Genomic DNA, 21,902 nt, shown 5'->3' on the forward strand with positions numbered 1-21,902 from the left:
CGGTAACCGGACACGGTTACCGCAGGCGCTCGTCTGCGTCGAGCAGCATGCGGGAATCACCTCGCCGTCGACAACCTCGGTCCAGCCGGTGACACGGGTACGCTCTGCTCGAAATTGAAGACGTTGTCCGGATCGTAGGCGGTCTTCACCTGACGTAGCCGCTCGCAGTGCGAGCCGTAGTACTCACGCTCCCAGTCCGCTGCGGCAGCGTTGGGTACGTTGACGTAGGCGCCGTCGCCGTAGGGGCGCAGTGCGCGCCAGAAGTCGGCCGCCCAACTCAGTGCCGTCGAGTTCAGGGCGGGGTCGTTCCAGGCCGCGCCCGGCTCGCAGTAGAACAACGCGTCGCGGTGCGGGAACGCCGATCCACCGGGTGGCGGGTGCCGTACGGCTCCGCCGAAGCTCGAGCAGAAGAAGTTGCTCGGCGGACTGGGCGTGTTGCCCATATAGCGGACGATCAGATCGATTGCCTCGTCGGGGAATGGACGACTGACGAACTGGGAGTGGAACTTCCAGAACGGAACGTCGTCCGGACCTCTGTCGACGTCGCCGTAGATGGTCGGCCAGGCGCCCTCCGTCACGGTGACGTCAGGCGTGCCGATCGCGAGCAGCGAACGTAGCTCGTCCTCGAGCCCTGCCCGTGAGCCACCGTGCAGCAGGGCAGACAGCTCGACCGCCGTGGAATCCACTTCCAGCGCACTGGTCAGCCGCTCGTCGGCGATCGGCGCCTCGCGCTGCCATGTGCGCAGCAGTTCGCCCAGGTGGTCATGGCCGGTCCACCTCGCGACCAGGTAAGTGACGGTCGAGAGCTCGTGCAGCTTCAACGTGTACGAGGTCGCAATTCCGAAGTTGCCTCCACCGCCGCCGCGGCACGCCCACAGCAGGTCCGGGTTGTCGTGCTCGGTGGCCTGGACGACCGTCGCCGAACGGGAGCCGTCGGCCACCACGATGTCGGCGGCGAGGAGGTTGTCGCAAGCCATGCCCAAGCTGCGGGTCAGTAACCCGAAGCCACCGCCGAGGATCACACCGCCCAGACCGACCCCACCCTCCGAGCCGGTCGGAACAACGAATCCGCGTTGTCCCAGCGCCGCGACCGTCTCCTGCTGTGTCAGCCCCGTCCCGACCGTCGCCGTGCGCGCGGTGTCGTCGATGACGACGCTCTTCATCCGACTGACGTCGATGACCAGGCCCCCGTCGAGCGACGACCAACCCTCGAGACTGTGGCGTCCGCTGCGCACCCGCAGGGCAATGCCTTCCGTACGTGCCCATCGGACCGCGTTGATCACGTCCTGGGTGCTGCAGCAGAACACGATCGCCTCGGGATAGTGCGAATACACACGGTTCCAGCCGACCCGCGCCGCTTCGTAGCCGTCGTCACCCGCACGCACGACCTCGCCCGTCAGATTTGCCGTGGTGAGAGTCATCGGTTCACTTCCAGGTCAGTGCGAGAAGACATCGGCGTCTCCCGGCTCGGTTTCCAGTACCTCGCGTGTGAACACCAGGAGGTAGAGGAAGTACACCCCTCCCGCGAGGAGCACACCGAGCGCAATCAGGAGTGACGTCACAGCACTCGAGGGCGACATGATCACGAACAGCACCACAGCCGACCACACGAGGGCGCCGTACGCGATCGGCATCTCGAAGCGCCCGAGGTCGAACGCGCCCTCCTTACGATCCAAACGCTTGCGCACCGCAAGGTAGAGGACAATTATCGCGCCGTAGAGGACCGCTGAAATGACCGTCCCCACCGTGAGCAGCTCGAGCAGTGCCCCACCCGGCAACGCGGCCATCAGGACCACCCCCACGACGACGATCAAGATGGTCGCCGGAATCGGTGTCTGCGTGCGCGGGTTGACCCGGCGCATCAGCCGGTGAGCAGGGAAACGTGCGTCGCGCGACATGGCGAACACCATCCGCGAGCAGGTGGCCAGGGTCACCATCCCGGCGCCGAAGAAGGCGAACGCGATCGCGACCAGCAGCGTCCTCTCCATCACCGGACCCAACTGATCGCGCAGAATCGCCGCCACCGGTGTGTCGCTGGCGCTGACCCGGGCGACGTCGTCGATCGCAATGGTGAGTGCAACCAGGAACACCAGTCCCAGCACGCCTGCCGCCACCACCGATCCCACGATCGCCCGCGGAACGCTGCGGAACGGGTCTTTCGCCTCCTCGGCCATGTTCGCCGCGGAGTCGAACCCGACGAGCGTGGCAAGCCCCATGATCATCGCAGCCATCAATCCACCGCCGACGGCGAAATAATTGGGGGCGCCCTCGGCGATACCGCGTGAGGTGAGGTTGCCGATCGAGCCCTTGCCCGTGAACGCCACAGCGACGAAAAGCCCGATCGCCAGCACCACGACGATCACCAGCTCCAGCCCCACCGCGCCCGACGTGATCAAGCCGACGAGACGCGTGGAGAACACGACGAAGACCGCCTGAATGAGCACCACGACGAGCGTGATCACCCGCGCGGTGCCTTCGTCGGGCTGCATGCCGAACAGGGGCATGAGAGCGCTGCTTGCCATCGCATTGTCGACCGTCACCACACCGATGGCGAGATAACAAAAGGTCAGCCACCCGAACAACCAGCCGACTTTCGGGTTCGCCAGCCGCGACGCCCATTGGTAGGAGGAGCCGCTGAGTGGTATTCGGGCCGCGAATTGGGCGATCACCAAGGCGATCAGGGTCTGACCTAGCGCGACGACGACCCAGAGCCAGATGCCGACCGGACCGGCGTCCCGAAGGACGTCGTTGTACGTGCCGAAAATCCCGACCGCCACCGAGATGAACGCGAACGACACCGCGAACACCTGGAAGGAGCCCAGAGTGCGCTTCAGCTCGGGCTTGTAGCCGCAATCGCGACATTCTCGGTCTGCGGTCTGCGCGCCCACCACATCTTCTGCCGTCATCTCGGCCGCCTCACATCAGAATCGGGAATTGCCGGAAGTGCGGATCGCTGGGAACGACGATGTCGCGACGCTCGCTGCCACCATTAGAGCGAGACTGGTCTGTTTCATACTCCCCCTACTGGGCACGTATGTCAGCGTTGGTTCGGCTCCCTAAATACTCTGCTCCGGCACATTCGGGGTGAGGCCTGCCACACTCGGCGCGACGTCTTCGCTCGGGCAGGAGGGCACGCGCTCGCCCCGACGTCACGAATGGATGTCACTCGGCCAGTGCTTTTCTCGCGCTCGGTACCCATGACATACGCTCCTTCTCCGATGAGGTGGCGTCGAGTGGGTATCGCAGTCGTGTCCGGGGTTCTCTTCGCCGGACTCTCGGTGACGTCTGTGGGCGCCATTCCTCCCGTCGTTCCGTCGCCGCCCACGTCGACGCCGTTCACCACTCCCAACACCGACAACTGTCCGAACCGGTCGTCTCCCGCTCCCGCCGTCGACTCTTCGGAGGTTCCTCGGCCGGGTGATCCGACACCGAGCGCGATGGCCGTGCCCGACCGCCCTGTCGGTGGTGCGAAGCTCGGTGCCTGCGGGGTGGTTCTTCCCGACGACGCACCGCCACCTCCCGCGGACATCTCCGCGTCGGGATGGGTCGTCGCGGACATCGACAGCGGGGCCGTGCTCGCTGCCAAGGACCCGCACGGCCGATACCGGCCTGCCAGCACCATCAAGATGCTGCTGGCGCTCGTGGCTCTCGACGAGCTCGACCTCGACAAGACTGTGACGGCCACCGCCGAAGACGCCGAGGTGGAGGGCAGCGCCGTAGGAATCGGCAAGAACGGCCGATACACCAATCGACAACTGATGCAGGGCCTGGTGATGGCGTCGGGCAACGATGCGGCTCATCTACTGGCACGGCAGTTGGGCGGCGACGATATCGCGGTCGAGAAGATGAATCGCCTCGCCGACACTCTCGGCGCCCACGACACCCGTACGGCGACGCCGTCCGGACTGGACGGGCCCGGCATGAGCAGCTCCCCGTTCGACCTGGCCCTGATCTTCCACGCCGCGATGAAGAACCCGACGTTCGCCGAGCTGATCTCCACGGAGACTGTGCAATTCCCCGGATTCCCCAGGGACCCCGCGATACCCGGGGATCAGGACCGTCCCCCATTCGCGTTGGCCAACGACAACCAACTGCTCTACAACTATCCCGGCGCACTGGGCGGCAAGACCGGATTCACGGACGATGCGCGCCACACCTACGTCGGCGGCGCCGACCACGGTGGCCGTCGATTGGTGGTCACCCTCATGGGCGCCGAAGCTCAACCCATCCGGCCCTGGGAACAGGCCGCCCGGTTGCTGGACTACGGGTTCGGGCTCGGTTCAGACGCGGAGGTGGGTTCCCTCGTCGATCTCGAACCGTCCGAGGACTCCTCCGGCGCGGTACTTGCAGCAACGCCGGATCAGAATTCGGCTGACACGACCAGCTCTGGCGTCGCCTCCAGCTCCGATCGCGCCGACGACACCACGGCTCTGCGCATCGGTGTAGGCGTCGGCGGTTCAGCGATCATCCTCGTGCTGCTGCTGTGGGCGTGGCGCCTCCTGCGCCGTCGTTGACTGCCGCCGTCAGCGTTTACTGCGGAACAGAAGGCCGGACAGTCCCAGCGCGGCGAGTGCGCCTGCGCCGACGAGAGCGAGTCCGCCGCCGATCCCGGGACCTTCGTTGACCTGGACGCGAGGCGTGATGACCGCCGGATCCGGCGGGGGGACGAAGGCGAGCGCCAGACTCTCCTGGGTAGTGGCCGCCCACGCGGTCGCGAAGAGCAGCATCCGGCACGTCAGATAGATGAAGACCAGGAGACCGATGATGGGTCCGAACGCCACGCCGGCCGGACCGCTGGTGACGATCGAGAGATAGATGGCCCCGACCTGCTTGAAGGCCTCGAACACCACCGCGGCGAGCACAGCAGCTTTCATCGCACTGCGGAAGGCAACAGGTTCGCGGGGCAGGCGGGAGATGACCCAGGTGAACACTGCCCAGGTGGCGACCAGGGACACCAGCGTCGACAGGACGCGCAAACCGAGGTCGATGCCCGCGATGTTGTCGAGGTTCAACACCCTCACGACTGTGCCTGCCACCGGACCACTACTGAGGGCCGACGCGCCCAGCGACACCACCATCGCCAGACCGAGTCCGATGAGAGCCCCTGCATCACCCAGCTTGGTCTTCAGGAAGCCCGGGGATTCGTGGGTACTTTCCCACATCGCGGTGAGGGCATCGCGCAGATTCGCCATCCACCCGAGCCCCGCGTAGGCGGCGCCGAGCAGGCCGAGGACACCCACGCCGGCGCGGGACGCAATCGCCGAATCGATGACGGTGTTGAGCGTGTCCCCGAGACTCCCGGGAACATTCTTGGTGATGCTCTCTTGCAGTTCCTGCAACAACTCCGGCTGGCCGGCGAGTATGAAACCGGCGATGGCGAACGCGATCATCAGCATCGGAATGAGTGACAGCACACTGAAATACGTGATTCCGGCGGCGTAGTAGTCGCCCTTCTGCTGCTGGTATCGCCCGGCGGCCCTTATCACGTGGTCGAACCAGGGGCGCGCTGCCCGCTGTTTCTCGAGGATGCTCGCTTCGTCCGCCACAGTGCTCAACCCTTCGGTGTCAGGAACCCGACCTTCTCGTACACGGTCGCCAGCGTCTGCGACGACACCTCACGGGCGCGGTGCGCACCGGCGGCGATGATCCGATCCAGTTCGGCCTCGTCCGCGAGGAACTCGTCGACCTTCGCCCGTAACGGTGTCACGAAGTCGGTGAGAACGTCGGCCGTATCGGATTTCAGATCGCCGTATCCCTTGCCCTCGTAGCCCGCCACCAATGTCTCGATGGGCGTGCCGGACAGTGCGGACTGAATGGTCAGCAGGTTGCTCACACCGGGTTTGGTCTCCCGGTCGTAGCGGATCTCCCGCTCGTTGTCGGTCACCGCGGACTTGATCTTCTTCGCGGATACCTTGGGGTCGTCGAGCAGATTGATCAAACCGGCGGGACTCGGCCCCGATTTGCTCATCTTCGACGTCGGATCCTGCAGGTCGAAGATCTTGGCGGTGCCCTTGATGATCTGGGCCTCGGGGATCACGAACGCCTTGCCGAACCGGGTGTTGAACCGCTGGGCGAGATCGCGGGCCAGTTCGAGGTGCTGGCGCTGGTCTTCGCCGACCGGTACACGCTGCGGCCGGTAGAGCAGGATGTCCGCGGCCATCAGCACCGGGTAGGTGAACAGGCCGACGCTGGCGTTCTCGGTGCCCTGCTTTGCGGACTTGTCCTTGAACTGCGTCATGCGGCTGGCCTCACCGAAACCGGTGATGCAGTTGAGGACCCAGGCCAACTGCGCATGCTCCGGAACCTGGCTCTGCACGAACAGCGTCGAGCGGTCGGGGTCGATTCCGACGGCGAGCAACTGGGCCACAGCGATCTTGGTGCGACGACGCAATTCCTTGGGATCCTGCGCGACGGTGATCGCGTGCAGATCCGGGATGAAGTAGAACGCGTCGAATTCGTCCTGCAGAGGAACCCACTGCTGCAGCGCGCCCAGGAAGTTGCCGAGGTGGAACGAGTCGGCGGTGGGCTGGATGCCGGAGAGCACCCGGGGCCTGGCGGTGGGCTTCTGATCTGCAGGGGTCGACATGAGTACTGATCTTTTCACGTGGGGCGGAACGAGACGAATCAGATACCGGGGTCAGCGGTACTGGACGGTGACGGGTGCGTGATCCGACCACCGCTGGTCGTAACTCTCCGCTCGCTCGACCACGGCCTGCTTGGCGCGTTCCGCGAGCGCTCTGGTGGCGATCTGGTAGTCGATGCGCCACCCGGAGTCGTTGTCGAACGCCTTTCCCCGGTAGGACCACCATGAGTACGGGCCGGCGATGTCGGGGTGGAGGAGACGCACCACGTCAGACCAATGGGCGTCCTCCGCAAAGAGAGCGCTCATCCATTCGCGCTCGTGCGGCAGGAACCCGGAATTCTTCTTGTTGGTCTTCCAGTTCTTCAGGTCGAGTTCGGTGTGAGCGATGTTCCAGTCGCCGCACACCACCATGTGCCGCCCGGCTGCGACCGCAGCGCGGGCGCTGTCTACCAGGTAGCGGCCGAAGGACTGCATGAACCGTTCCTTCTCCTCCTGCCGGGGCGTTTGCGCCTCACCGGACGGCAGGTACAGGCTCGCGACCGTCAGATCGTCGAAGTCGGCCTCGAGGTACCGGCCCGCTCCCAGGAATTCCTCGTCACCGTGACCCACCCGAAAGGCGTCCGCCGGTCTACGCGAGAGGACGGCGACACCGTTGCGTCCCTTCGCCGACGGCTCCGCGGACGCGAGATGCCAGCCGCTCGCCAGTGCAGGCGCGAGAGTCTCGGCCAGCTGTTCGTCGGATGCCCGCGTCTCCTGCAGGCACACGACGTCGGCCTCGGTGCGCTCGATCCACTCGGTGAGCCCCTTGCGGGCGGCGGCGCGAACGCCGTTGACATTGACGGTGGTGATGATGTGTGGCACGGCAAGCACCGTAGCGGACGCGTACGACAGCGCGGCTACCGAGACGAACGGGCGCTGCGGCGTTCCATGGCGACCGCCACGGTGAGGACCACGAGCCCGGCCACGGCGAGCAGCGCACCGACCGCGGCGGGCGCCGTGTACCCGTAGCCGGCCGCGATCACGACACCACCGATCCAGGCTCCGAAGGCGTTCGCGATGTTGAGCGCGGCGTGGTTGAGGGACGCCGCGAGCGTCTGGGCGTCCGCGGCGACGTCCATCAGCCGGGTCTGCAACCCGGGCACCATCGAGGCACCCGCCGCGCCCACACCGAAGACGAGCACGAGCGCCGTGTACGGGTTGTGGGAGGCGATGACGAAAACCGCGAGGAGTACCCCGAGCGCCGTCATCGAGACGAAGAGACCGGGAACCAGTGCCCGGTCGGCCAGTCGGCCGCCGAGGAGATTGCCCGCCACCATGCCGAGCCCGTAGATCATCAGCGCCAGTGGCACCAGGGAACGGGAGAGGCCGGCGACGTCGGTGAGCGTCGTACTGATGTACGTGTAGACGGCGAACATGCCACCGAACCCGACCATGCCGATGATCAGCGTCATCCACACCTGCGGGCGGCGGAGGGCGCCGAGTTCGGTGAGCGGATTGGTCATCCGCATCGCCGCGAGTGGAGGCAGCCAGGACCAGATGGCGACGAGGGTCACCGTGCCGATGCCGGCAACGAGGACGAAGGCGCTACGCCAGCCGAGATTCTGGCCCAGCCACGACGCGGCGGGCACACCCACGACGTTGGCCACGGACAGTCCCATCATTACGAGGGCCACCGCCTTGGCCCGCTTGCCGCGCTCCGCGAGGTGCGCGGCGACGAGTGCTGCGACACCGAAATAGGCACCGTGCGGTAGGCCCGCCACGAAGCGTGCAGCCATCAGGACCCCATAGTTCGGTGCCAGCACGGTGGCGGCGTTGCCGAGCGTGAAGGCGGCCATCAACGCGATCAGCAGCGTCTTGCGTTGCACTCGCGCCGTCAGGGCGGCGATGAGCGGCGCCCCGACGACCACTCCCAGCGCGTACGCCGAGATGACGTGCCCCGCAGTCGGCTCGCTGATGCCCAGGCTCGCCGCCATGTCGGGCAGGAGGCCCATGGCGACGAACTCGGTGGTCCCGATGCCGAACCCACCCAGGGCGAGCGCGACCATGGCGAGCGTGCGGACCGACGAATGATGCGCGACGACACCGGCCGGCTCGGGGCGGACGGACGTGGAGGTGCTCACGGAAGACACACTTTCGGATAGAGACGTACACGACTACACGGCAGAGAGCGCCTCAGTCGGCAACCACCTCCGGAAGGATTCTCTTCCCTGTTCCGGCCCCGCCGTGCATGGGACGGCCGTGAGCTCACTCACCCACGGCTGACCTGCGAACACAGAACGGGACGTCCCCACAGAGGGAACGTCCCGTATCTGTACTGCTGGCGGTGCTGTGCGCTTACTGCTCGGCGATGGCCTTCTGGAGGTTGATGTCGAGCGCACCGAGGAACTCCTCGGTGGTCAGGAAGCCCTGATCGCCGCCGACCAGCATCGCGAGGTCCTTGGTCATCTGGCCACCCTCGACGGTCTTGATGACCACGTCCTCGAGCTTCTGCGCGAAGGCGATGACGTCGGGGGTGTTGTCCAGCTTGCCGCGGTGCTCGAGTCCACGGGTCCACGCGAAGATGGACGCGATGGGGTTCGTGGACGTCGGCTTGCCCTGCTGGTGCTGACGGAAGTGACGCGTCACGGTGCCGTGTGCGGCCTCCGCTTCACAGGTCTTTCCGTCCGGGGTCAGCAGCACGGAGGTCATGAGGCCGAGCGATCCGAAGCCCTGGGCCACGGTGTCGGACTGCACGTCGCCGTCGTAGTTCTTGCACGCCCAGACGTAGCCGCCCTCCCACTTGAGCGCCGACGCCACCATGTCGTCGATGAGGCGGTGCTCATAGGTCAGACCTGCCGCGTCGAACTCCGACTTGAACTCGGTTTCGTAGACGTGCTGGAAGATGTCCTTGAACGCGCCGTCGTAGGCCTTGAGGATCGTGTTCTTGGTCGACAGGTAGACCGGGTAGTTCTGCTGCAGGCCGTAGTTGAGCGAGGCCCGGGCGAAGTCCGTGATGGACTTGGTGAAGTTGTACTGACCCTGGACGACGCCGCCGTCCTCGGGGAAGTTCACCAGCTCGTGCTCGATCGGCTCGCTGCCGTCCTCGGGCGTGTAGGTGATCATCACCTTGCCGGGGCCGGGAACCTTGAAGTCGGTGGCGCGGTACTGGTCACCGAAGGCGTGGCGGCCGATGATGATCGGCTTGGTCCAGCCCGGAACCAGTCGCGGAACGTTGGAGATGATGATCGGCGCACGGAAGATCGTTCCACCGAGGATGTTACGGATGGTGCCGTTGGGCGACCGCCACATCTTCTTCAGGCCGAACTCCTCGACACGGGCCTCGTCCGGGGTGATGGTCGCGCACTTGACGCCCACGCCGTGCTTCTTGATGGCGTTGGCCGCGTCGACGGTCACCTGGTCGTCGGTCTCGTCCCGGTATTCGATGCCGAGGTCGTAGTACTCGAGGTTCACATCCAGGTAAGGATGGATCAATTTGTCTTTGATGAACTGCCAGATAATGCGCGTCATCTCGTCGCCGTCGAGTTCGACGACGGTGCCCTCAACCTTGATTTTGGACATGGGTGCTTCGCGCCCTCCTAGGAAGTTTCCCTGGTTACACGGTTGCGGGCACACTTTGTGAGTGGGTCCGCGAACGGTTCGCTTATCAAACGTAGACGGTCAGGACGGTCGCTGGGAGACCGCGCCTAAACAAGACAAGCGTACTGCTATGCGCCGGGCTCGCAACACCTGGGTCCCTGCAACCTGCTCCTACTCGCGGGTAACTTTTCCCTGCTAGGGGCCCTGATCGGTGCCGTTTCCGGTCGTTCGGCTCCAGCCGCTAAGATCACCAGAGGTCATGAGTGCCAGCAACGAGCCCCGGCTAGCTGGCCGGCAACCCTCCACCGCGGTGGGGTGCCCCGGGTGATGACCTGGTTCCCTGATTAACACGCAGTCGGGTGACAAGCGCGGGTCCGACATCGGAGGTTCATGATGTGTTGTTGTTGTCGTAGATAGACCCCAGCCACGCCCTGTGCGCGAACGATCCCGAATATGTCGTCCGCGCCTCGTCAGACCACTGGAGTAGACAGCACATGACCGAGAACTGGTCGTTCGAGACCAAGCAGATCCACGCCGGGCAGACATCCGACGCCACCACGAAGGCGCGGGCACTGCCGATCTACCAGACCACCTCGTACACCTTCGACAACACCGATCATGCTGCCGCACTGTTCGGCCTGGCCGAGCCGGGCAACATCTACACCCGCATCATGAACCCCACCCAGGACGCCGTCGAGCAGCGCATCGCCGCACTCGAAGGGGGGGTCGCCGCGCTGCTGCTGTCTTCCGGACAGGCCGCGGAGACCTTCGCGATCCTCAACCTCGCCGAGGCCGGCGACCACATCGTCTCCAGCCCCCGTCTCTACGGCGGCACCTACAACCTCTTCCACTACACGCTGCCCAAGCTCGGCATCGAGGTCTCGTTCGTCGAGGATCCCGACGACCTCGAGCAGTGGCGCAGCGCGATTCGCGACAACACCAAGGCCTTCTACGGCGAGACCGTGTCGAATCCGCGTAACGACGTCCTCGACCTCCCGGGCATCTCCGGCATCGCGCATCAGCACGGCATTCCGCTGATCGTCGACAACACGGTGCCCACGCCCTACCTCATCCGCCCGCTCGAACACGGTGCGGACATCGTGGTGCATTCGGCTACCAAGTACCTCGGCGGGCACGGCACGGCGATCGCCGGTGTGATCGTCGACGGCGGCACCTTCGACTGGACCCAGGGCCGTCACCCGAGCTTCACCACCCCCGATCCCAGTTACCACGGGGTCGTCTTCGCGGAACTCGGTCCGCCGGCGTACGCGCTCAAAGCGCGGGTGCAGCTGCTGCGCGACCTCGGTTCCGCGATCTCGCCCTTCAACGCGTTCCTCATCGCACAGGGCCTCGAAACGCTGAGCCTTCGCATGGAACGGCACGTGTCGAACGCGACCACCGTGGCCCAGTACCTCGAGGCCCGGCCCGAGGTCGTCTCGGTCGGCTACACCGGGCTCGCTTCCTCACCCTGGCACGAGCGCGCCAAGCAGATCGCTCCCAAGGGCGCAGGCGCCATCGTGACGTTCGAACTCGCCGGCGGAATCGACGCCGGAAAGAAGTTCGTCAACGCTCTCACCTTGCACAGCCACGTCGCCAACATCGGTGACGTGCGTTCCCTGGTGATCCATCCCGCGTCCACCACCCATTCGCAGCTGACCCCCGAGGAGCAGGCCGCCAGCGGCGTCACCCCCGGGCTGGTGCGCCTCGCCGTGGGCATCGAGGGAATCGACGACATCATCGCCGATATCGAAACCGGCCTGACGGCGGCGGCATCTTGACCGTGAGCGCACTGCAGCAGCTGCCCGTGTCGGACGGACGTCTGGGCTATATCGACATCGGTTCTCTCGAGCTCGAGAGTGGAGCCGTCCTTCCGTCGGTCACCCTCGCCGTGCAGCGCTGGGGCGAGCTGTCCCCCACCCGGGACAACGTGGTTCTGGTCGAGCACGCTCTGACCGGCGACTCCCACGTGACCGGCCCCATGTCCGACGAACATCCTTCCCCCGGCTGGTGGAGCGGGATGGTGGGTCCGGGTGCACCGATCGACACCGACGAATGGTGCGTCGTCGCCACCAACGTGCTCGGCGGTTGCCGGGGCACGACAGGGCCGGGTTCGATCGCCGAAGACGGCCGTCCGTGGGGCAGTCGCTTTCCCGAGATCTCCATCCGCGACCAGATTGCGGCGGAGAAGAAGCTCACCGACCTTCTCGGCATCGGGAAGCTGGCGTCTGTCATCGGCGGGTCGATGGGCGGAATGCGCGCCCTCGAATGGGCCGTCACCTACCCCGACCGGATCGCGTCCGCACTCGTCCTGGCTGTCGGTGCCCGCGCGACCGCGGACCAGATCGGTACCCAGACCACGCAGATCGAAGCGGTCATCAGCGACCCCGACTGGCAGGGCGGCGACTATCACGGCACCGGGCGGATTCCCCGTACCGGGCTCGGCATCGCCCGCAGGATCGCGCATCTCACCTACCGCAGCGAGAGCGAGCTCGATTCACGGTTCGCGAACTCCCCGCAGGTGGGCGAGGACCCGTGGCGTGGCGGCCGGTATTCCGTCGAGAGCTATCTGCAGCACCAGGCGGACAAGCTGGTCGGCAGGTTCGATCCGAGCACCTATGTGCTTCTCAGCGAGGCGATGAACCGGCACGACGTCGGCCGCGGCCGCGGTGGGGTCGCCGCTGCGCTCGCCACCGTGACTGCACCGGTGATCGTGGGCGGCGTCGATTCGGATCGGCTGTATCCGATCCGCCTGCAGGAGGACCTCGCCAACGAGATCCCCACCTGCGACGGCCTCCGGGTACTCAACTCCCGGGACGGCCACGACGGGTTCCTCACCGAGGCCGATGCCGTGGCCAAGTTGCTTGCCGAGACGATGGAATTGGCCCGCACAGGACGCTGACGTTCCGCCTGCTCGGGACCGTCAGTCGGTCCCGAGCGGGTCGATCGACACGGCGAGCCAGACGATGGCTCCCCCGACGGCCACCAGCGCGCCGACGTCGAACGACTTGCTGCGGACGGCGAGAAGGCCGACGCGCTCGGAGGGCATCGTCAAGCGGAAGATCGCGGCCAGCAGCGTCGCGGCGCCGAAGACGAACGCTCCCCGTCGCCACCGTTCGGCCAGCACGAAGACGACGGCCACCGCGATGACGAGGAGAACGGCGAGCATCGGCAGATTCTTCTTCGCGAACTGCCCCCAGTCCGCCATCTCAGCCGCGAGAAGCCGCGACGCGTTCGGCCCGCTCCACGACGTTACTCAGCAGGAATGCGCGGGTGAGCGGTCCGACACCACCCGGGTTCGGTGACAGGAAGCCGGCGACCTCGGCGACATCGGCCGCCACGTCTCCGCGCAAACCGTCCTCGGTGCGGCTGACACCCACGTCCAGCACGGCGGCGCCGGGCTTGACCATGTCGGCCGTGACCAGCCCGGGGACACCCGCCGCGGCGATCACGATGTCGGCGCGGCGAACCTCGGCGGCCAGGTCCCGCGTGCGGGTGTGGCAGAGCGTGACGGTGGCGTTTTCGCTGCGCCGGGTGAACAGCAGACCGATCGGGCGGCCCACCGTGACACCGCGACCGACGACGACCACGTGCGCACCCTCGATCGGCACCTCGTAGCGCCGGAGCAGGTGCAGGATTCCGCGCGGCGTGCACGGCAGCGGCGCCTCCTTGCCCAGGACGAGCCGGCCGAGGTTGACGGGGTGCAGTCCGTCCGCGTCCTTGTCGGGGTCGATGTGCTCGAGGGCGGCGTTCTCGTCGAGCTGCCGGGGCAGCGGGAGCTGCACGATGTATCCCGTGCAGTCCGGGTTGGCGTTGAGCTCGTCGATCGTGGCGTCGAGCTTCTCCTGGGTGATGTCACCGGGAAGGTCTCGTCGGATCGACGTGATCCCGACCTTGGCGCAGTCGTTGTGCTTGCCGCGCACGTACGCGGCCGATCCCGGATCGTCGCCCACCAGGACGGTCCCGAGCCCGGGTGTGATGCCCTGGTCCCTCAGTGCGGTCACCCGCACCTTCAGGTCTTCGAAAATCTCGTCGCGGGTGGCCTTGCCATCGAGGATCGTTGCAGTCACGGAGCCCATTCTCTCAGGTACCCGAGACACGCGTCAGGTCGGTTCCACCACCAGCCCGTGGGCGGCGGCGTAGGCGATGGCCTGGGTCAGTTCGATCTGCGCCCCGTCGAGTGAGGCGGCCGTCCACAGATGCGCGTCCACGTGGGCGCCTCGGAGGTCGGCGCCGCCCAGTTTCGCGCCTCCGGTGCGGGCACCGAGGAGGTCGGCCGCACGCAGAACCGTGCCCCGCAGGTCTGTTCGCACGAGGTTGGCCTCACGGAATCGGCAGTCGGTGAAGTCGAGGTCCCGCAGATCGGCGCCGCCGAGCGAGGCGAGCGTGAAGTCGCATTCCTCGACGATCATCGGGCGCAACCGGCAGCCGTCGAACTCGGAACCGAGGAAGCTGCAATGTCGGAACGTGCTGTGCCACAACGTTGCCCGCGTGAACGAACAGGACCGAAAGGCCGTTCCGACATGCTGCGACTCCGACAGGTCGGCACCGGTGAAGTCGCAGTCCGTGAAGATCACCGATTCCGTGCGGAGTCCGCTGAGATCGGCGTCGCGGAAGTGGCACTTCGTGTAGTGCCGTCGACGCCAGTCCTGACCGGGGAGTCGCGCGTCGCCGAAGTCCTCACCCACCACTTCTTCCACTGCATCCATCCGTCCATCATGCCGCCCGACGGTGTACCCCTAAGCTGTGCGGGTGTTCCGAGTGATGTTCCACGAACCCCGTATCCCACCCAACACCGGCAACGCCATCCGCCTGGTGGCAGGCACGGGATGTGAGCTGCATCTGGTGGGGCCGCTGGGGTTCGACCTCTCGGAACCGAAACTCAAGCGCGCGGGGCTCGATTACCACGACCTGGCGTCCGTGACCGTCCACGAGAATCTGGAGGCCGCGTGGGCGGCAGTCGAACCGGCGCGAGTGTTCGCCTTCACAGCCCATGCCACCGTGTCGTACGCCGATATCTCCTACGAACCGGGAGACGTACTGCTCTTCGGCCCGGAACCCACCGGGCTGTCGCAGGAGGTGCTGTCCGACCCGCACGTGACCGAACGCCTGCGCATCCCGATGTTGCCCGGCCGGCGGTCGTTGAATCTGTCCAATGCCGCTGCGCTGGTGGCGTACGAGGCGTGGCGGCAGCACGGATTCAGAGGGGCTGCGCTGTAAGTCCCGCTCCCGTGGTGGCCCCGACCGCGATGTCGAGGAAGTCCCGTGCGGCGCCGCGCACTCCCCGCACCGGATCCCAGACGGCCGACAACCGCCGCGGGAGGGTCAACCCCTCCACCTGCACCGAGGCCAGCCGCCCGTCGGTGAGGTCGGCTGCTACCGCGAGGGAAGACAGCACTGCCGGCGCGTTTCCGGCGATCACCGCGGCCTTCACCGCAGTGCACGAGGTGAGCTCCAACAGAGGTGGGACACAGTGCGGTACCGCATTCTCGAGTGTGGTGCGCGTTCCCGAACCCGACTCCCGTTGGATCATCGGCGTGGTTGCCAACTCCGACACGGGGATCGGCGAGCGTCGAACCCAATGATGGTCGGGCGGGACGACCACCACGAGATGATCCCGGCCGATCTCCCGGGACTGCAGCCCCGGCGGAATGTCGGGTCCCTCGACGAAACCGAGGTCGGCCTCACCGGACAACACCCGCGCCGTCACCTCGGACGAGTTGAGCAGGCGCACCGATGTGACCACGTTGGGGTACTTGCGCCGCATCGCGACCGTCCAGCCCGGAACGAGGTACTCGGCGATGGTCATGCTGGCCGCCACCGTGAGCCCGGCCTGCCTCTCCCCCCGCAGTGCCGCGACTCCGGACGCGAGCTCCTCCGCTGTCGCCAGGATGTGACTGGCCCATTCGAGAATGAGAGCACCCTCGGCCGTGGGCCGCACTCCGCTGGCGCCGCGGCTGAACACCTTGATGCCGAACAGACGCTCCGCCGTGCGGACCCGCGCGCTGACCGCCTGCTGACTGAGTCCGTGTTCGCGGCCCGCCGCACCCATGCTCCCGAGACGCTCGACCGACAGCAGTACATCGAGGGCATTGAGTTCGGGGACTCGGGGAGAGAGCGGCACATCCCAAGGCTAGTCCCACAAACGCGATTTGTGAGTACGCAACCGCAAGCCTTCTACCGGCGGTGACAGGTACTCGGCAGGCTGTGAGCATGACGCCGAATTGGTTCGCAGCAGTGATGGGAACCGGCATCGTCGCGGTGGTGGCCGCCTCGCTGCCGACCGAGGTTCCCGGCGTACGCGGCGTGTCCGAGGTGTTCTGGCTGCTCGCCGCCGCGCTACTTCTCACATTGGCCACCGCTCTCGGGCGCCACTGGTTCCGGTGTCGCGACCAGGCCCTCGCCGACGTCCGCAGCCACAGCATGTTCCCCTTCTACGGCGCCGTGTCGATGGCCATGTCGACGGTCGGCGCTGCCACCGGCTCGGCCGGTCACCACCGTCTCGGCGAACTGTCGGTGACCGTGGCGGCGGCGCTGTGGTCGATCGGGACGATCGTCGGCGTCGTCACCTACGCGGTGATGGCCGGCCGACTGCTGCAGCCGTACCGGGTGACGCCCACGCCGTCGTGGTTGCTGCCGGTGGTTCCCCCGATGGTGTCCGCCTCGGGCGGCGCCGCACTGGTCCGGCACCTCCCGGAAGGCGCGCCGCAGATCACGCTGCTGGTGTTCTGCTACGCACTGTTCGCGCTGGCTCTCACGGCGGCAGTGGCGGTCACCGTCGTCGTCGGCCGGCAGTTGCTACGCGACGGCCTTCCGGGCACCGCACTCGTCCCGACCTTGTGGATACCGCTGGGCGTGATCGGGCAGTCGGTCGCGGCGATCAACCTACTCGGCGCCGCGTCCGGGCACGCCTGGCTCCACACGGTCGGCGTCGTCTACGGAACTACCGTGGGCGCGGGCGGTGTTCTCGCCCTCGCAACCGTGATCACGGTGACGGCGCGGGCATTCCACCGAGGACTCGACTTCACGCCCGCCTGGTGGAGTTTCACGTTTCCCGTCGGCACCTGCGCTCTGGGCGCCAACGCACTGGGCAGCGCGATGCACTCGACGGTGATCGTGGGCGCGGCAACGATGCTGTGGTGTGCGCTGCTTCTGATCTGGAGCGTCGTGGTGTTCCGCACGCTGCGCTACCTGCATCGACTGCTGGTCGAGCGTGCGCTAACCGGTTTCGACAGGTCGTCCCGACTGCAACCACGCCGAGGTGCCGCCGGCGACGGACACCGCGTTGATTCCTCGACCGTTCAGGTATTCAGCGGCCTGCAGGCTGCGCCCACCGACCGCACAGATCACGTACACCACATCGGCGTCGGGTATCTCCCCGACCCGGGAGACGAACTCGCTCAACGGGATGAGGGTCACGCCCGGCACCCTCACTTGCGCGTACTCGTCGGCTTCACGCACGTCGATGACGGGGGCGCCTGACGCCAACGCCTCGTCCAACGCCGACAGGTCGACTTCGATCATTCTGTGTTCGCCTCTTCTTTCTGCGGCGCCGTACCGGTCGTGGGCCGGCGCGGCGTGTTGTACATCCGGCGCAGACGGTACGCGCCGTAGACGACCAGTGCGATGACGGCCACGAAACCGAACCAGGGAATCAGCGCTCCGACGACCACCGCGCCACCCTTGATCGCCGACAGCAGAGCGTGCCACCCGGCGACGAGACCCTCCCAGAAGTTGTCGGGGCCAGAGCTCGGTCTTTCCGTGTCAGTGGTGGTGACGTCGATCGTGAGGGTGGCGAGTGCGATCTGATCGCTGAGCAACCGCTTCTGCGCGGTCAGGCTGTCCAGTTCACCCTGCCGCTCCGACAGTGCCCTCTCCGCTTCGATCAGGTCGGCGGTGTTCGCAGCCGACGTGATGAGCCCCTGGAGCCGGGTGACCGACGCTGTCAATGCACCGATCCGGGCATCGAGGTCCTGCGACTGCATCGTCACATCGCTCTTGGTGACGCTGACGCTGGTGACCTTGCCGAGTTCTCGCAGATCGTCCAGCGTGCGGGTGAGGTGGTCGGCGGGCACACGGATGGTGAGGGAACTGCTGGCATCCTGATCCTCGGAGCCGGGCTGCTCGGTGAGCTGATCGACGCGACCACCCACCGCATCGACCTTGTCGACGATCTGCCTGCCCACCGCAACCGGGTCGTCGGCAGTGATCGATACCTGGCCGGTGATGATTTCCTGCCGTTCGGTGGGTGCCTGATCCTTCGCGGGCGCCTGCAGCGCACCCCCGGCTTCCAGCGACCTGCTGTCGCCGGGCACCGGCGCGGGCTGGGAAGAGTCGCTGTCGGATCCGCCACACCCCGCGAGCACCAGCGACATGAGGACGATGGCCGACAGAACGTATCTCTTCATGCCCGAATGCTAGCGGTGTGCCGAAGGCCCGGTGACGATCGACGACGACATGCGCCCGCGCCCGATCACCGAGCGCGTTCAGCGGAAGTCCCGGGACTTGGCCTTCATCCGCAAGTCCATCAACTGCAGGCGATCCGCCACCACCGTGACGGCTCCCTCCGCATTTTGGACCTTGCCCCGCACCAGGAGCGCAGGTGCAGTGTTCGCGAGCTTCCGGTACTTCGCCCACAGCCCCACCGAACACACCACATTGACCATCCCGGTCTCGTCCTCGAGATTGATGAACGTGACACCGGCTGCAGTCGCCGGGCGTTGCCTGTGTGTCACGGCACCGCCCACCAGGACCCGATCGCCGTCGGGAATCTGCAGCAACCGGGCTGCCGGAATCACCCCGAGCGCATCGAGTTGCGGGCGAAGGAACTGGGTGGGATAGGTGTCCGGGGACACTCCGGTGGCCCACACATCCGCTGCCGCCAGTTCGAGATCACTCATTCCCGGCAGGGTCGGCGCCCGAGTGGACGCCCCCATTCCGGGAAGCCGGTCACGCCGCTCCCCTGCCGCGGCGCCCGCGGCCCACAACGCCTCCCGCCGGGTGATACCGAAACTGTCGAGGGCCCCTGCAGTGGCGAGCGACTCGGCCTGGGCAGTGTTCAGTTCCACCCGGCCCGTGAGATCGAGGAAGGAGGTGAACGGACCCCCGTCGTTCCGGGCTTCGACCATGCGCTCGGCCAGTGCGGTGCCGATGTGCCGCACCTCCCCGAGACCGAGCCGCACCTCCAGGCCCCCGGCCTCGACGGTGGCGTGCGCGAGGCTGGCGTTGATGTCGGCACCGTGCACCCGCACCCCGTGCCGTCGGGCGTCGGCCACCAGCGACTGCGGCGAGTAGAACCCCATCGGCTGTGCCCGCAGCAGACCTGCGCAGAATGCGGCCGGGTGATGCAGTTTGAACCACGACGAATAGAACACCAGCGCCGCAAAGCTCTGCGAGTGACTCTCGGGAAAACCGAAATTGGCGAAGGCGTACAGCTTCTCATAGATCCGGTCGGCCACGTCGCCACCGATTCCGTGCACGTCCCGCATGCCCTGATAGAGCCGGTCCTTCAGCTGTTCCATCTTCTCCGTCGAGCGTTTGGACCCCATGGCCCGGCGAAGCTGGTCGGCCTCGGCCGGAGTGAACCCCGCGACATCGACCGCTACCTGCATCAGCTGCTCCTGAAACAACGGCACACCCAGGGTGCGTTCGAGTGCCTTCTCCAGCGACGGGTGGTCGTAGGTGACCGGTTCGAGCTTGTTGCGACGGCGGATGTAGGGATGCACCGAACCACCCTGGATGGGTCCGGGCCGGATGAGAGCCACCTCCACCACCAGGTCGTAGAAATTCCGCGGCTTCAGCCTCGGGAGGGTGGCCATCTGCGCCCGCGACTCCACCTGGAACACCCCGACCGAGTCGGCCCGCTGCAACATGTCGTAGACGGCCTCCTCGGACAGGTCCAGTTGCGCAAGATCCACTTCGATCCCTTTGTGCTCGGCCACCAGATCGATCATGTAGTGCAGGGCCGAGAGCATGCCGAGTCCCAGCATGTCGAACTTCACCAGACCCACCGCCGCGCAGTCGTCCTTGTCCCATTGCAGGACACTGCGGTTCTCCATGCGCGCCCACTCCACCGGGCACACGTCGGCGATGGGCCGATCGCAGATCACCATGCCGCCGGAGTGGATGCCGAGATGCCGTGGATATCCCTCGATCTGGGCCGCCAGTTCGAGCACGGCAGGGGGTATGTCGGTGCCCTTCCCCTTTCCGACACCTCCCCAGCGATCGACCTGTTTGCTCCACGCATCCTGTTGGCCCTGCGAGAAGCCCAGGGCCCGTGCCATGTCCCGCACCGAGGACTTCCCCCGGTACGTGATGACGTTGGCCACCTGCGCCGCGTACTGCCGCCCGTACTTCGCGTAGACGTGCTGGATGGCCTCTTCGCGGCGGTCCGATTCGATGTCGACATCGATGTCCGGCGGGCCGTCGCGTTCGGGTGAGAGAAAACGTTCGAACAACAATTTGTTGCGCACAGGATCGACGTTGGTGATGCCGATGGCGTAGCAGACCGCCGAGTTGGCCGCCGAACCCCTTCCCTGACAGAGGATGTCGTTGTTCTTGCAGAACGACACGATGTCGTGGACCACCAGGAAGTAGCCAGGAAAGTTCAACGTCGTGATGGTGTCGAGCTCGTGCTCGATCTGCCGGTACGCCTGCGGGTGGTCCTCCGGTGCACCGTAACGGCGGCGCGCCCCTTCCATCGTGAGCTGACGCAACCAACTGGCCTCGGTGTGGCCGTCGGGCACGTCGAAGGGTGGTAGCTGCGGTGCGATGAGCCGGAGGTCGAAGGCGCATTCCAGCCCGAGTTTCGCCGCACCGCTGACCGCTTCCGGGTACGCGGCGAAGAGATGGGCCATCTCCTCGCCGGAACGCAGGTGGGATCCGCCCGTCGGAGGTAGCTGTCCGGCCGCGTCGTCGAGGCTGCGGCGACCCCGGACCGCGGCCATCGCCATCGCCAGCCGCCGGCGCGGGGGAGCCGCGAAATGTGCTGCAGTGGTGGCTATTACACCCAGGCCGTGCTGCTGCGCGAGTTCGGCGAGGCAGTCGTTGCGTTCACCGTCCTCCGGAATGCCGTGGTGTGTGAGTTCCACCGTGACCCGCTCGGCCCCGAACCGGTCGATCAGCTCGCGCAACCGGCGGGCCGCCGCGTCCGGACCGCCGTGGGCCAAGGCCTGACGCACGTGCCCCTTGCGGCAACCGGTCAGGATCTGCCAATGACCTCCCGCCGCATCGGCGAGCCGGTCCATGTCGTAGAGGACTTTGCCTTTCTCTCCTCCTGCCAGGTGCGCTGCCGCGATCTCCCGGGACAGACGGCGATACCCCTCCTGCCCTCGTGCGAGCACCAGAAGATGGGCGTCGCCCACGGTGAGCTCGGAACCGAACACCGTGCGCATGTTCAATTCCTTCGCCGCCTCCGCGAACCGGACCACACCGTAGAACCCGTCGTGATCGGTGAGCGCGATGGCCTCGAGACCCAGTCGGACCGCCTCTTCCACCAATTCCTCCGGCGGGGAGGCACCGTCGAGGAAGCTGAACGCCGAATGCGCGTGCAGTTCGGCGTAGGGGACGGTGGAGCCGGCACGTATCTGCTCGCCTGCCCGATACTCTCCCCGCTTGCGTGACCACGCCGGACTGTCGCTGCCGTCGCCCGGATACAGCGACTGCGGGTCGACGCGTCCGGGCCTGCCCGACAGGACCCGCTCCATCTCCGACCACGACGGCGGACCGTTGCCCCAACCCACTACTA

General features: G+C 66.5%; 18 protein-coding genes, 1 pseudogene and 1 riboswitch. Of the genes and pseudogenes, 5 read left to right on the forward strand and 14 right to left on the reverse strand.

Annotated features, from left to right (window positions below):
* Positions 1-56: 56 nt before the first annotated feature.
* Together ACH49N_RS24655 and ACH49N_RS24660 are read right to left on the reverse strand one after the other, a co-directional pair.
* Complete coding sequence (locus ACH49N_RS24655; protein ID WP_358275193.1) at positions 57-1,421, reverse strand: FAD-binding oxidoreductase; 1,365 nt, start codon at positions 1,419-1,421, stop codon at positions 57-59.
* Positions 1,422-1,436: 15 nt separating this feature from the next.
* The gene (locus tag ACH49N_RS24660; protein WP_358275191.1) at positions 1,437-2,906 is read right to left on the reverse strand and encodes an amino acid permease; all 1,470 of its coding nucleotides are present in this window, start codon (positions 2,904-2,906) and stop codon (positions 1,437-1,439) included.
* 327 nt (positions 2,907-3,233) lie between these two features.
* Here ACH49N_RS24660 and ACH49N_RS24665 point away from each other — a divergent pair, with 327 nt between their 5' ends.
* Positions 3,234-4,514 (forward strand): D-alanyl-D-alanine carboxypeptidase family protein, encoded by a 1,281-nt coding sequence (locus tag ACH49N_RS24665; RefSeq protein ID WP_358275189.1) that lies wholly within the window; start codon positions 3,234-3,236, stop codon positions 4,512-4,514.
* 9 nt (positions 4,515-4,523) lie between these two features.
* Here the strand turns inward: ACH49N_RS24665 and yhjD are convergent, their stop codons facing one another.
* The 5 genes from yhjD to ACH49N_RS24690 all read right to left on the reverse strand — a co-directional run bounded on the left by yhjD (position 4,524) and on the right by ACH49N_RS24690 (position 10,141).
* Positions 4,524-5,546, reverse strand: a complete 1,023-nt coding sequence (yhjD, locus tag ACH49N_RS24670; protein ID WP_250769101.1) for an inner membrane protein YhjD — start codon at positions 5,544-5,546, stop codon at positions 4,524-4,526.
* A 5-nt stretch (positions 5,547-5,551) separates the two neighbouring features.
* On the reverse strand, positions 5,552-6,586 hold the full coding sequence (gene trpS, locus ACH49N_RS24675) for a tryptophan--tRNA ligase (protein WP_159925751.1): 1,035 nt from the start codon (positions 6,584-6,586) through the stop codon (positions 5,552-5,554).
* Positions 6,587-6,637: 51 nt separating this feature from the next.
* Complete coding sequence (locus ACH49N_RS24680; RefSeq protein ID WP_358275187.1) at positions 6,638-7,444, reverse strand: exodeoxyribonuclease III; 807 nt, start codon at positions 7,442-7,444, stop codon at positions 6,638-6,640.
* Positions 7,445-7,479: 35 nt separating this feature from the next.
* A complete protein-coding gene (locus ACH49N_RS24685; protein ID WP_250769099.1) occupies positions 7,480-8,703 on the reverse strand; it encodes an MFS transporter in 1,224 nt (407 codons plus the stop codon).
* A 214-nt stretch (positions 8,704-8,917) separates the two neighbouring features.
* Positions 8,918-10,141: an NADP-dependent isocitrate dehydrogenase gene (locus ACH49N_RS24690; protein WP_109331429.1), complete on the reverse strand. Its 1,224-nt coding sequence runs from the start codon at positions 10,139-10,141 to the stop codon at positions 8,918-8,920.
* A gap of 273 nt (positions 10,142-10,414) precedes the next feature.
* A riboswitch (SAM riboswitch) is annotated at positions 10,415-10,534 on the forward strand.
* Between the two features lie 119 nt (positions 10,535-10,653).
* On the opposite strand from ACH49N_RS24690, the gene ACH49N_RS24695 reads away from it, so the two are divergent.
* A complete protein-coding gene (locus tag ACH49N_RS24695) occupies positions 10,654-11,937 on the forward strand; it encodes a bifunctional o-acetylhomoserine/o-acetylserine sulfhydrylase (RefSeq protein ID WP_317767768.1) in 1,284 nt (427 codons plus the stop codon).
* Positions 11,938-11,939: 2 nt separating this feature from the next.
* Entirely contained in the window at positions 11,940-13,058 is a 1,119-nt protein-coding gene (locus tag ACH49N_RS24700) for a homoserine O-acetyltransferase (protein ID WP_397504784.1), read from the forward strand.
* 21 nt (positions 13,059-13,079) lie between these two features.
* Here the strand turns inward: ACH49N_RS24700 and ACH49N_RS24705 are convergent, their stop codons facing one another.
* From ACH49N_RS24705 to ACH49N_RS24715, 3 genes are read right to left on the reverse strand one after another with little or no spacing between them, the layout of a single operon-like run.
* The gene (locus ACH49N_RS24705; protein WP_109331438.1) at positions 13,080-13,364 is read right to left on the reverse strand and encodes a DUF3017 domain-containing protein; all 285 of its coding nucleotides are present in this window, start codon (positions 13,362-13,364) and stop codon (positions 13,080-13,082) included.
* 1 nt (position 13,365) lies between these two features.
* Positions 13,366-14,226: a bifunctional methylenetetrahydrofolate dehydrogenase/methenyltetrahydrofolate cyclohydrolase gene (locus ACH49N_RS24710; RefSeq protein WP_358275184.1), complete on the reverse strand. Its 861-nt coding sequence runs from the start codon at positions 14,224-14,226 to the stop codon at positions 13,366-13,368.
* 33 nt (positions 14,227-14,259) lie between these two features.
* On the reverse strand, positions 14,260-14,865 hold the full coding sequence (locus tag ACH49N_RS24715) for a pentapeptide repeat-containing protein (protein ID WP_109331440.1): 606 nt from the start codon (positions 14,863-14,865) through the stop codon (positions 14,260-14,262).
* Positions 14,866-14,908: 43 nt separating this feature from the next.
* Here ACH49N_RS24715 and ACH49N_RS24720 point away from each other — a divergent pair, with 43 nt between their 5' ends.
* Positions 14,909-15,376, forward strand: a complete 468-nt coding sequence (locus ACH49N_RS24720; protein WP_358275182.1) for a tRNA (cytidine(34)-2'-O)-methyltransferase — start codon at positions 14,909-14,911, stop codon at positions 15,374-15,376.
* Here the strand turns inward: ACH49N_RS24720 and ACH49N_RS24725 are convergent.
* Complete coding sequence (locus tag ACH49N_RS24725) at positions 15,357-16,280, reverse strand: LysR family transcriptional regulator (RefSeq protein WP_358275180.1); 924 nt, start codon at positions 16,278-16,280, stop codon at positions 15,357-15,359. The two genes, ACH49N_RS24720 and ACH49N_RS24725, sit on opposite strands and share 20 nt — an antisense overlap.
* A gap of 89 nt (positions 16,281-16,369) precedes the next feature.
* Here ACH49N_RS24725 and ACH49N_RS24730 point away from each other — a divergent pair.
* Positions 16,370-17,347, forward strand: a pseudogene (locus tag ACH49N_RS24730) (TDT family transporter); the annotation flags it as partial.
* A 27-nt stretch (positions 17,348-17,374) separates the two neighbouring features.
* On the opposite strand, the gene ACH49N_RS24735 reads toward ACH49N_RS24730, so the two are convergent.
* The 3 genes from ACH49N_RS24735 to ACH49N_RS24745 form a co-directional block, all read right to left on the reverse strand.
* On the reverse strand, positions 17,375-17,680 hold the full coding sequence (locus ACH49N_RS24735; RefSeq protein WP_159925735.1) for a rhodanese-like domain-containing protein: 306 nt from the start codon (positions 17,678-17,680) through the stop codon (positions 17,375-17,377).
* Positions 17,677-18,564 (reverse strand): DUF4349 domain-containing protein, encoded by an 888-nt coding sequence (locus tag ACH49N_RS24740; RefSeq protein ID WP_358275178.1) that lies wholly within the window; start codon positions 18,562-18,564, stop codon positions 17,677-17,679. Before ACH49N_RS24740 ends, ACH49N_RS24735 begins: the two co-directional genes overlap by 4 nt.
* 78 nt (positions 18,565-18,642) lie before the next feature.
* Positions 18,643-21,897, reverse strand: coding sequence for an error-prone DNA polymerase (locus ACH49N_RS24745; protein WP_358275177.1), 3,255 nt, complete (start codon positions 21,895-21,897; stop codon positions 18,643-18,645).
* Positions 21,898-21,902: the final 5 nt, after the last annotated feature.

Origin of the sequence: Rhodococcus sp. NPDC019647 (assembly GCF_044389235.1) — a bacterium.
GTDB lineage: Bacteria > Actinomycetota > Actinomycetes > Mycobacteriales > Mycobacteriaceae > Rhodococcus_F > Rhodococcus_F oxybenzonivorans.

Bases quoted from the DNA above. Each gene is read 5' to 3' on its own strand.
- ACH49N_RS24655 (WP_358275193.1), bottom strand. From the start codon at position 1,421: ATGACTCTCACCACGGCAAATCTGACGGGCGAGGTCGTGCGTGCGGGT.
- ACH49N_RS24660 (WP_358275191.1), bottom strand. From the start codon at position 2,906: ATGACGGCAGAAGATGTGGTGGGCGCGCAGACCGCAGACCGAGAATGT.
- trpS (WP_159925751.1), bottom strand. From the start codon at position 6,586: ATGTCGACCCCTGCAGATCAGAAGCCCACCGCCAGGCCCCGGGTGCTC.
- ACH49N_RS24690 (WP_109331429.1), bottom strand. From the start codon at position 10,141: ATGTCCAAAATCAAGGTTGAGGGCACCGTCGTCGAACTCGACGGCGAC.
- ACH49N_RS24695 (WP_317767768.1), top strand. From the start codon at position 10,654: ATGACCGAGAACTGGTCGTTCGAGACCAAGCAGATCCACGCCGGGCAG.
- ACH49N_RS24705 (WP_109331438.1), bottom strand. From the start codon at position 13,364: ATGGCGGACTGGGGGCAGTTCGCGAAGAAGAATCTGCCGATGCTCGCC.
- ACH49N_RS24715 (WP_109331440.1), bottom strand. From the start codon at position 14,865: ATGGATGCAGTGGAAGAAGTGGTGGGTGAGGACTTCGGCGACGCGCGA.
- ACH49N_RS24735 (WP_159925735.1), bottom strand. From the start codon at position 17,680: ATGATCGAAGTCGACCTGTCGGCGTTGGACGAGGCGTTGGCGTCAGGC.
- ACH49N_RS24740 (WP_358275178.1), bottom strand. From the start codon at position 18,564: ATGAAGAGATACGTTCTGTCGGCCATCGTCCTCATGTCGCTGGTGCTC.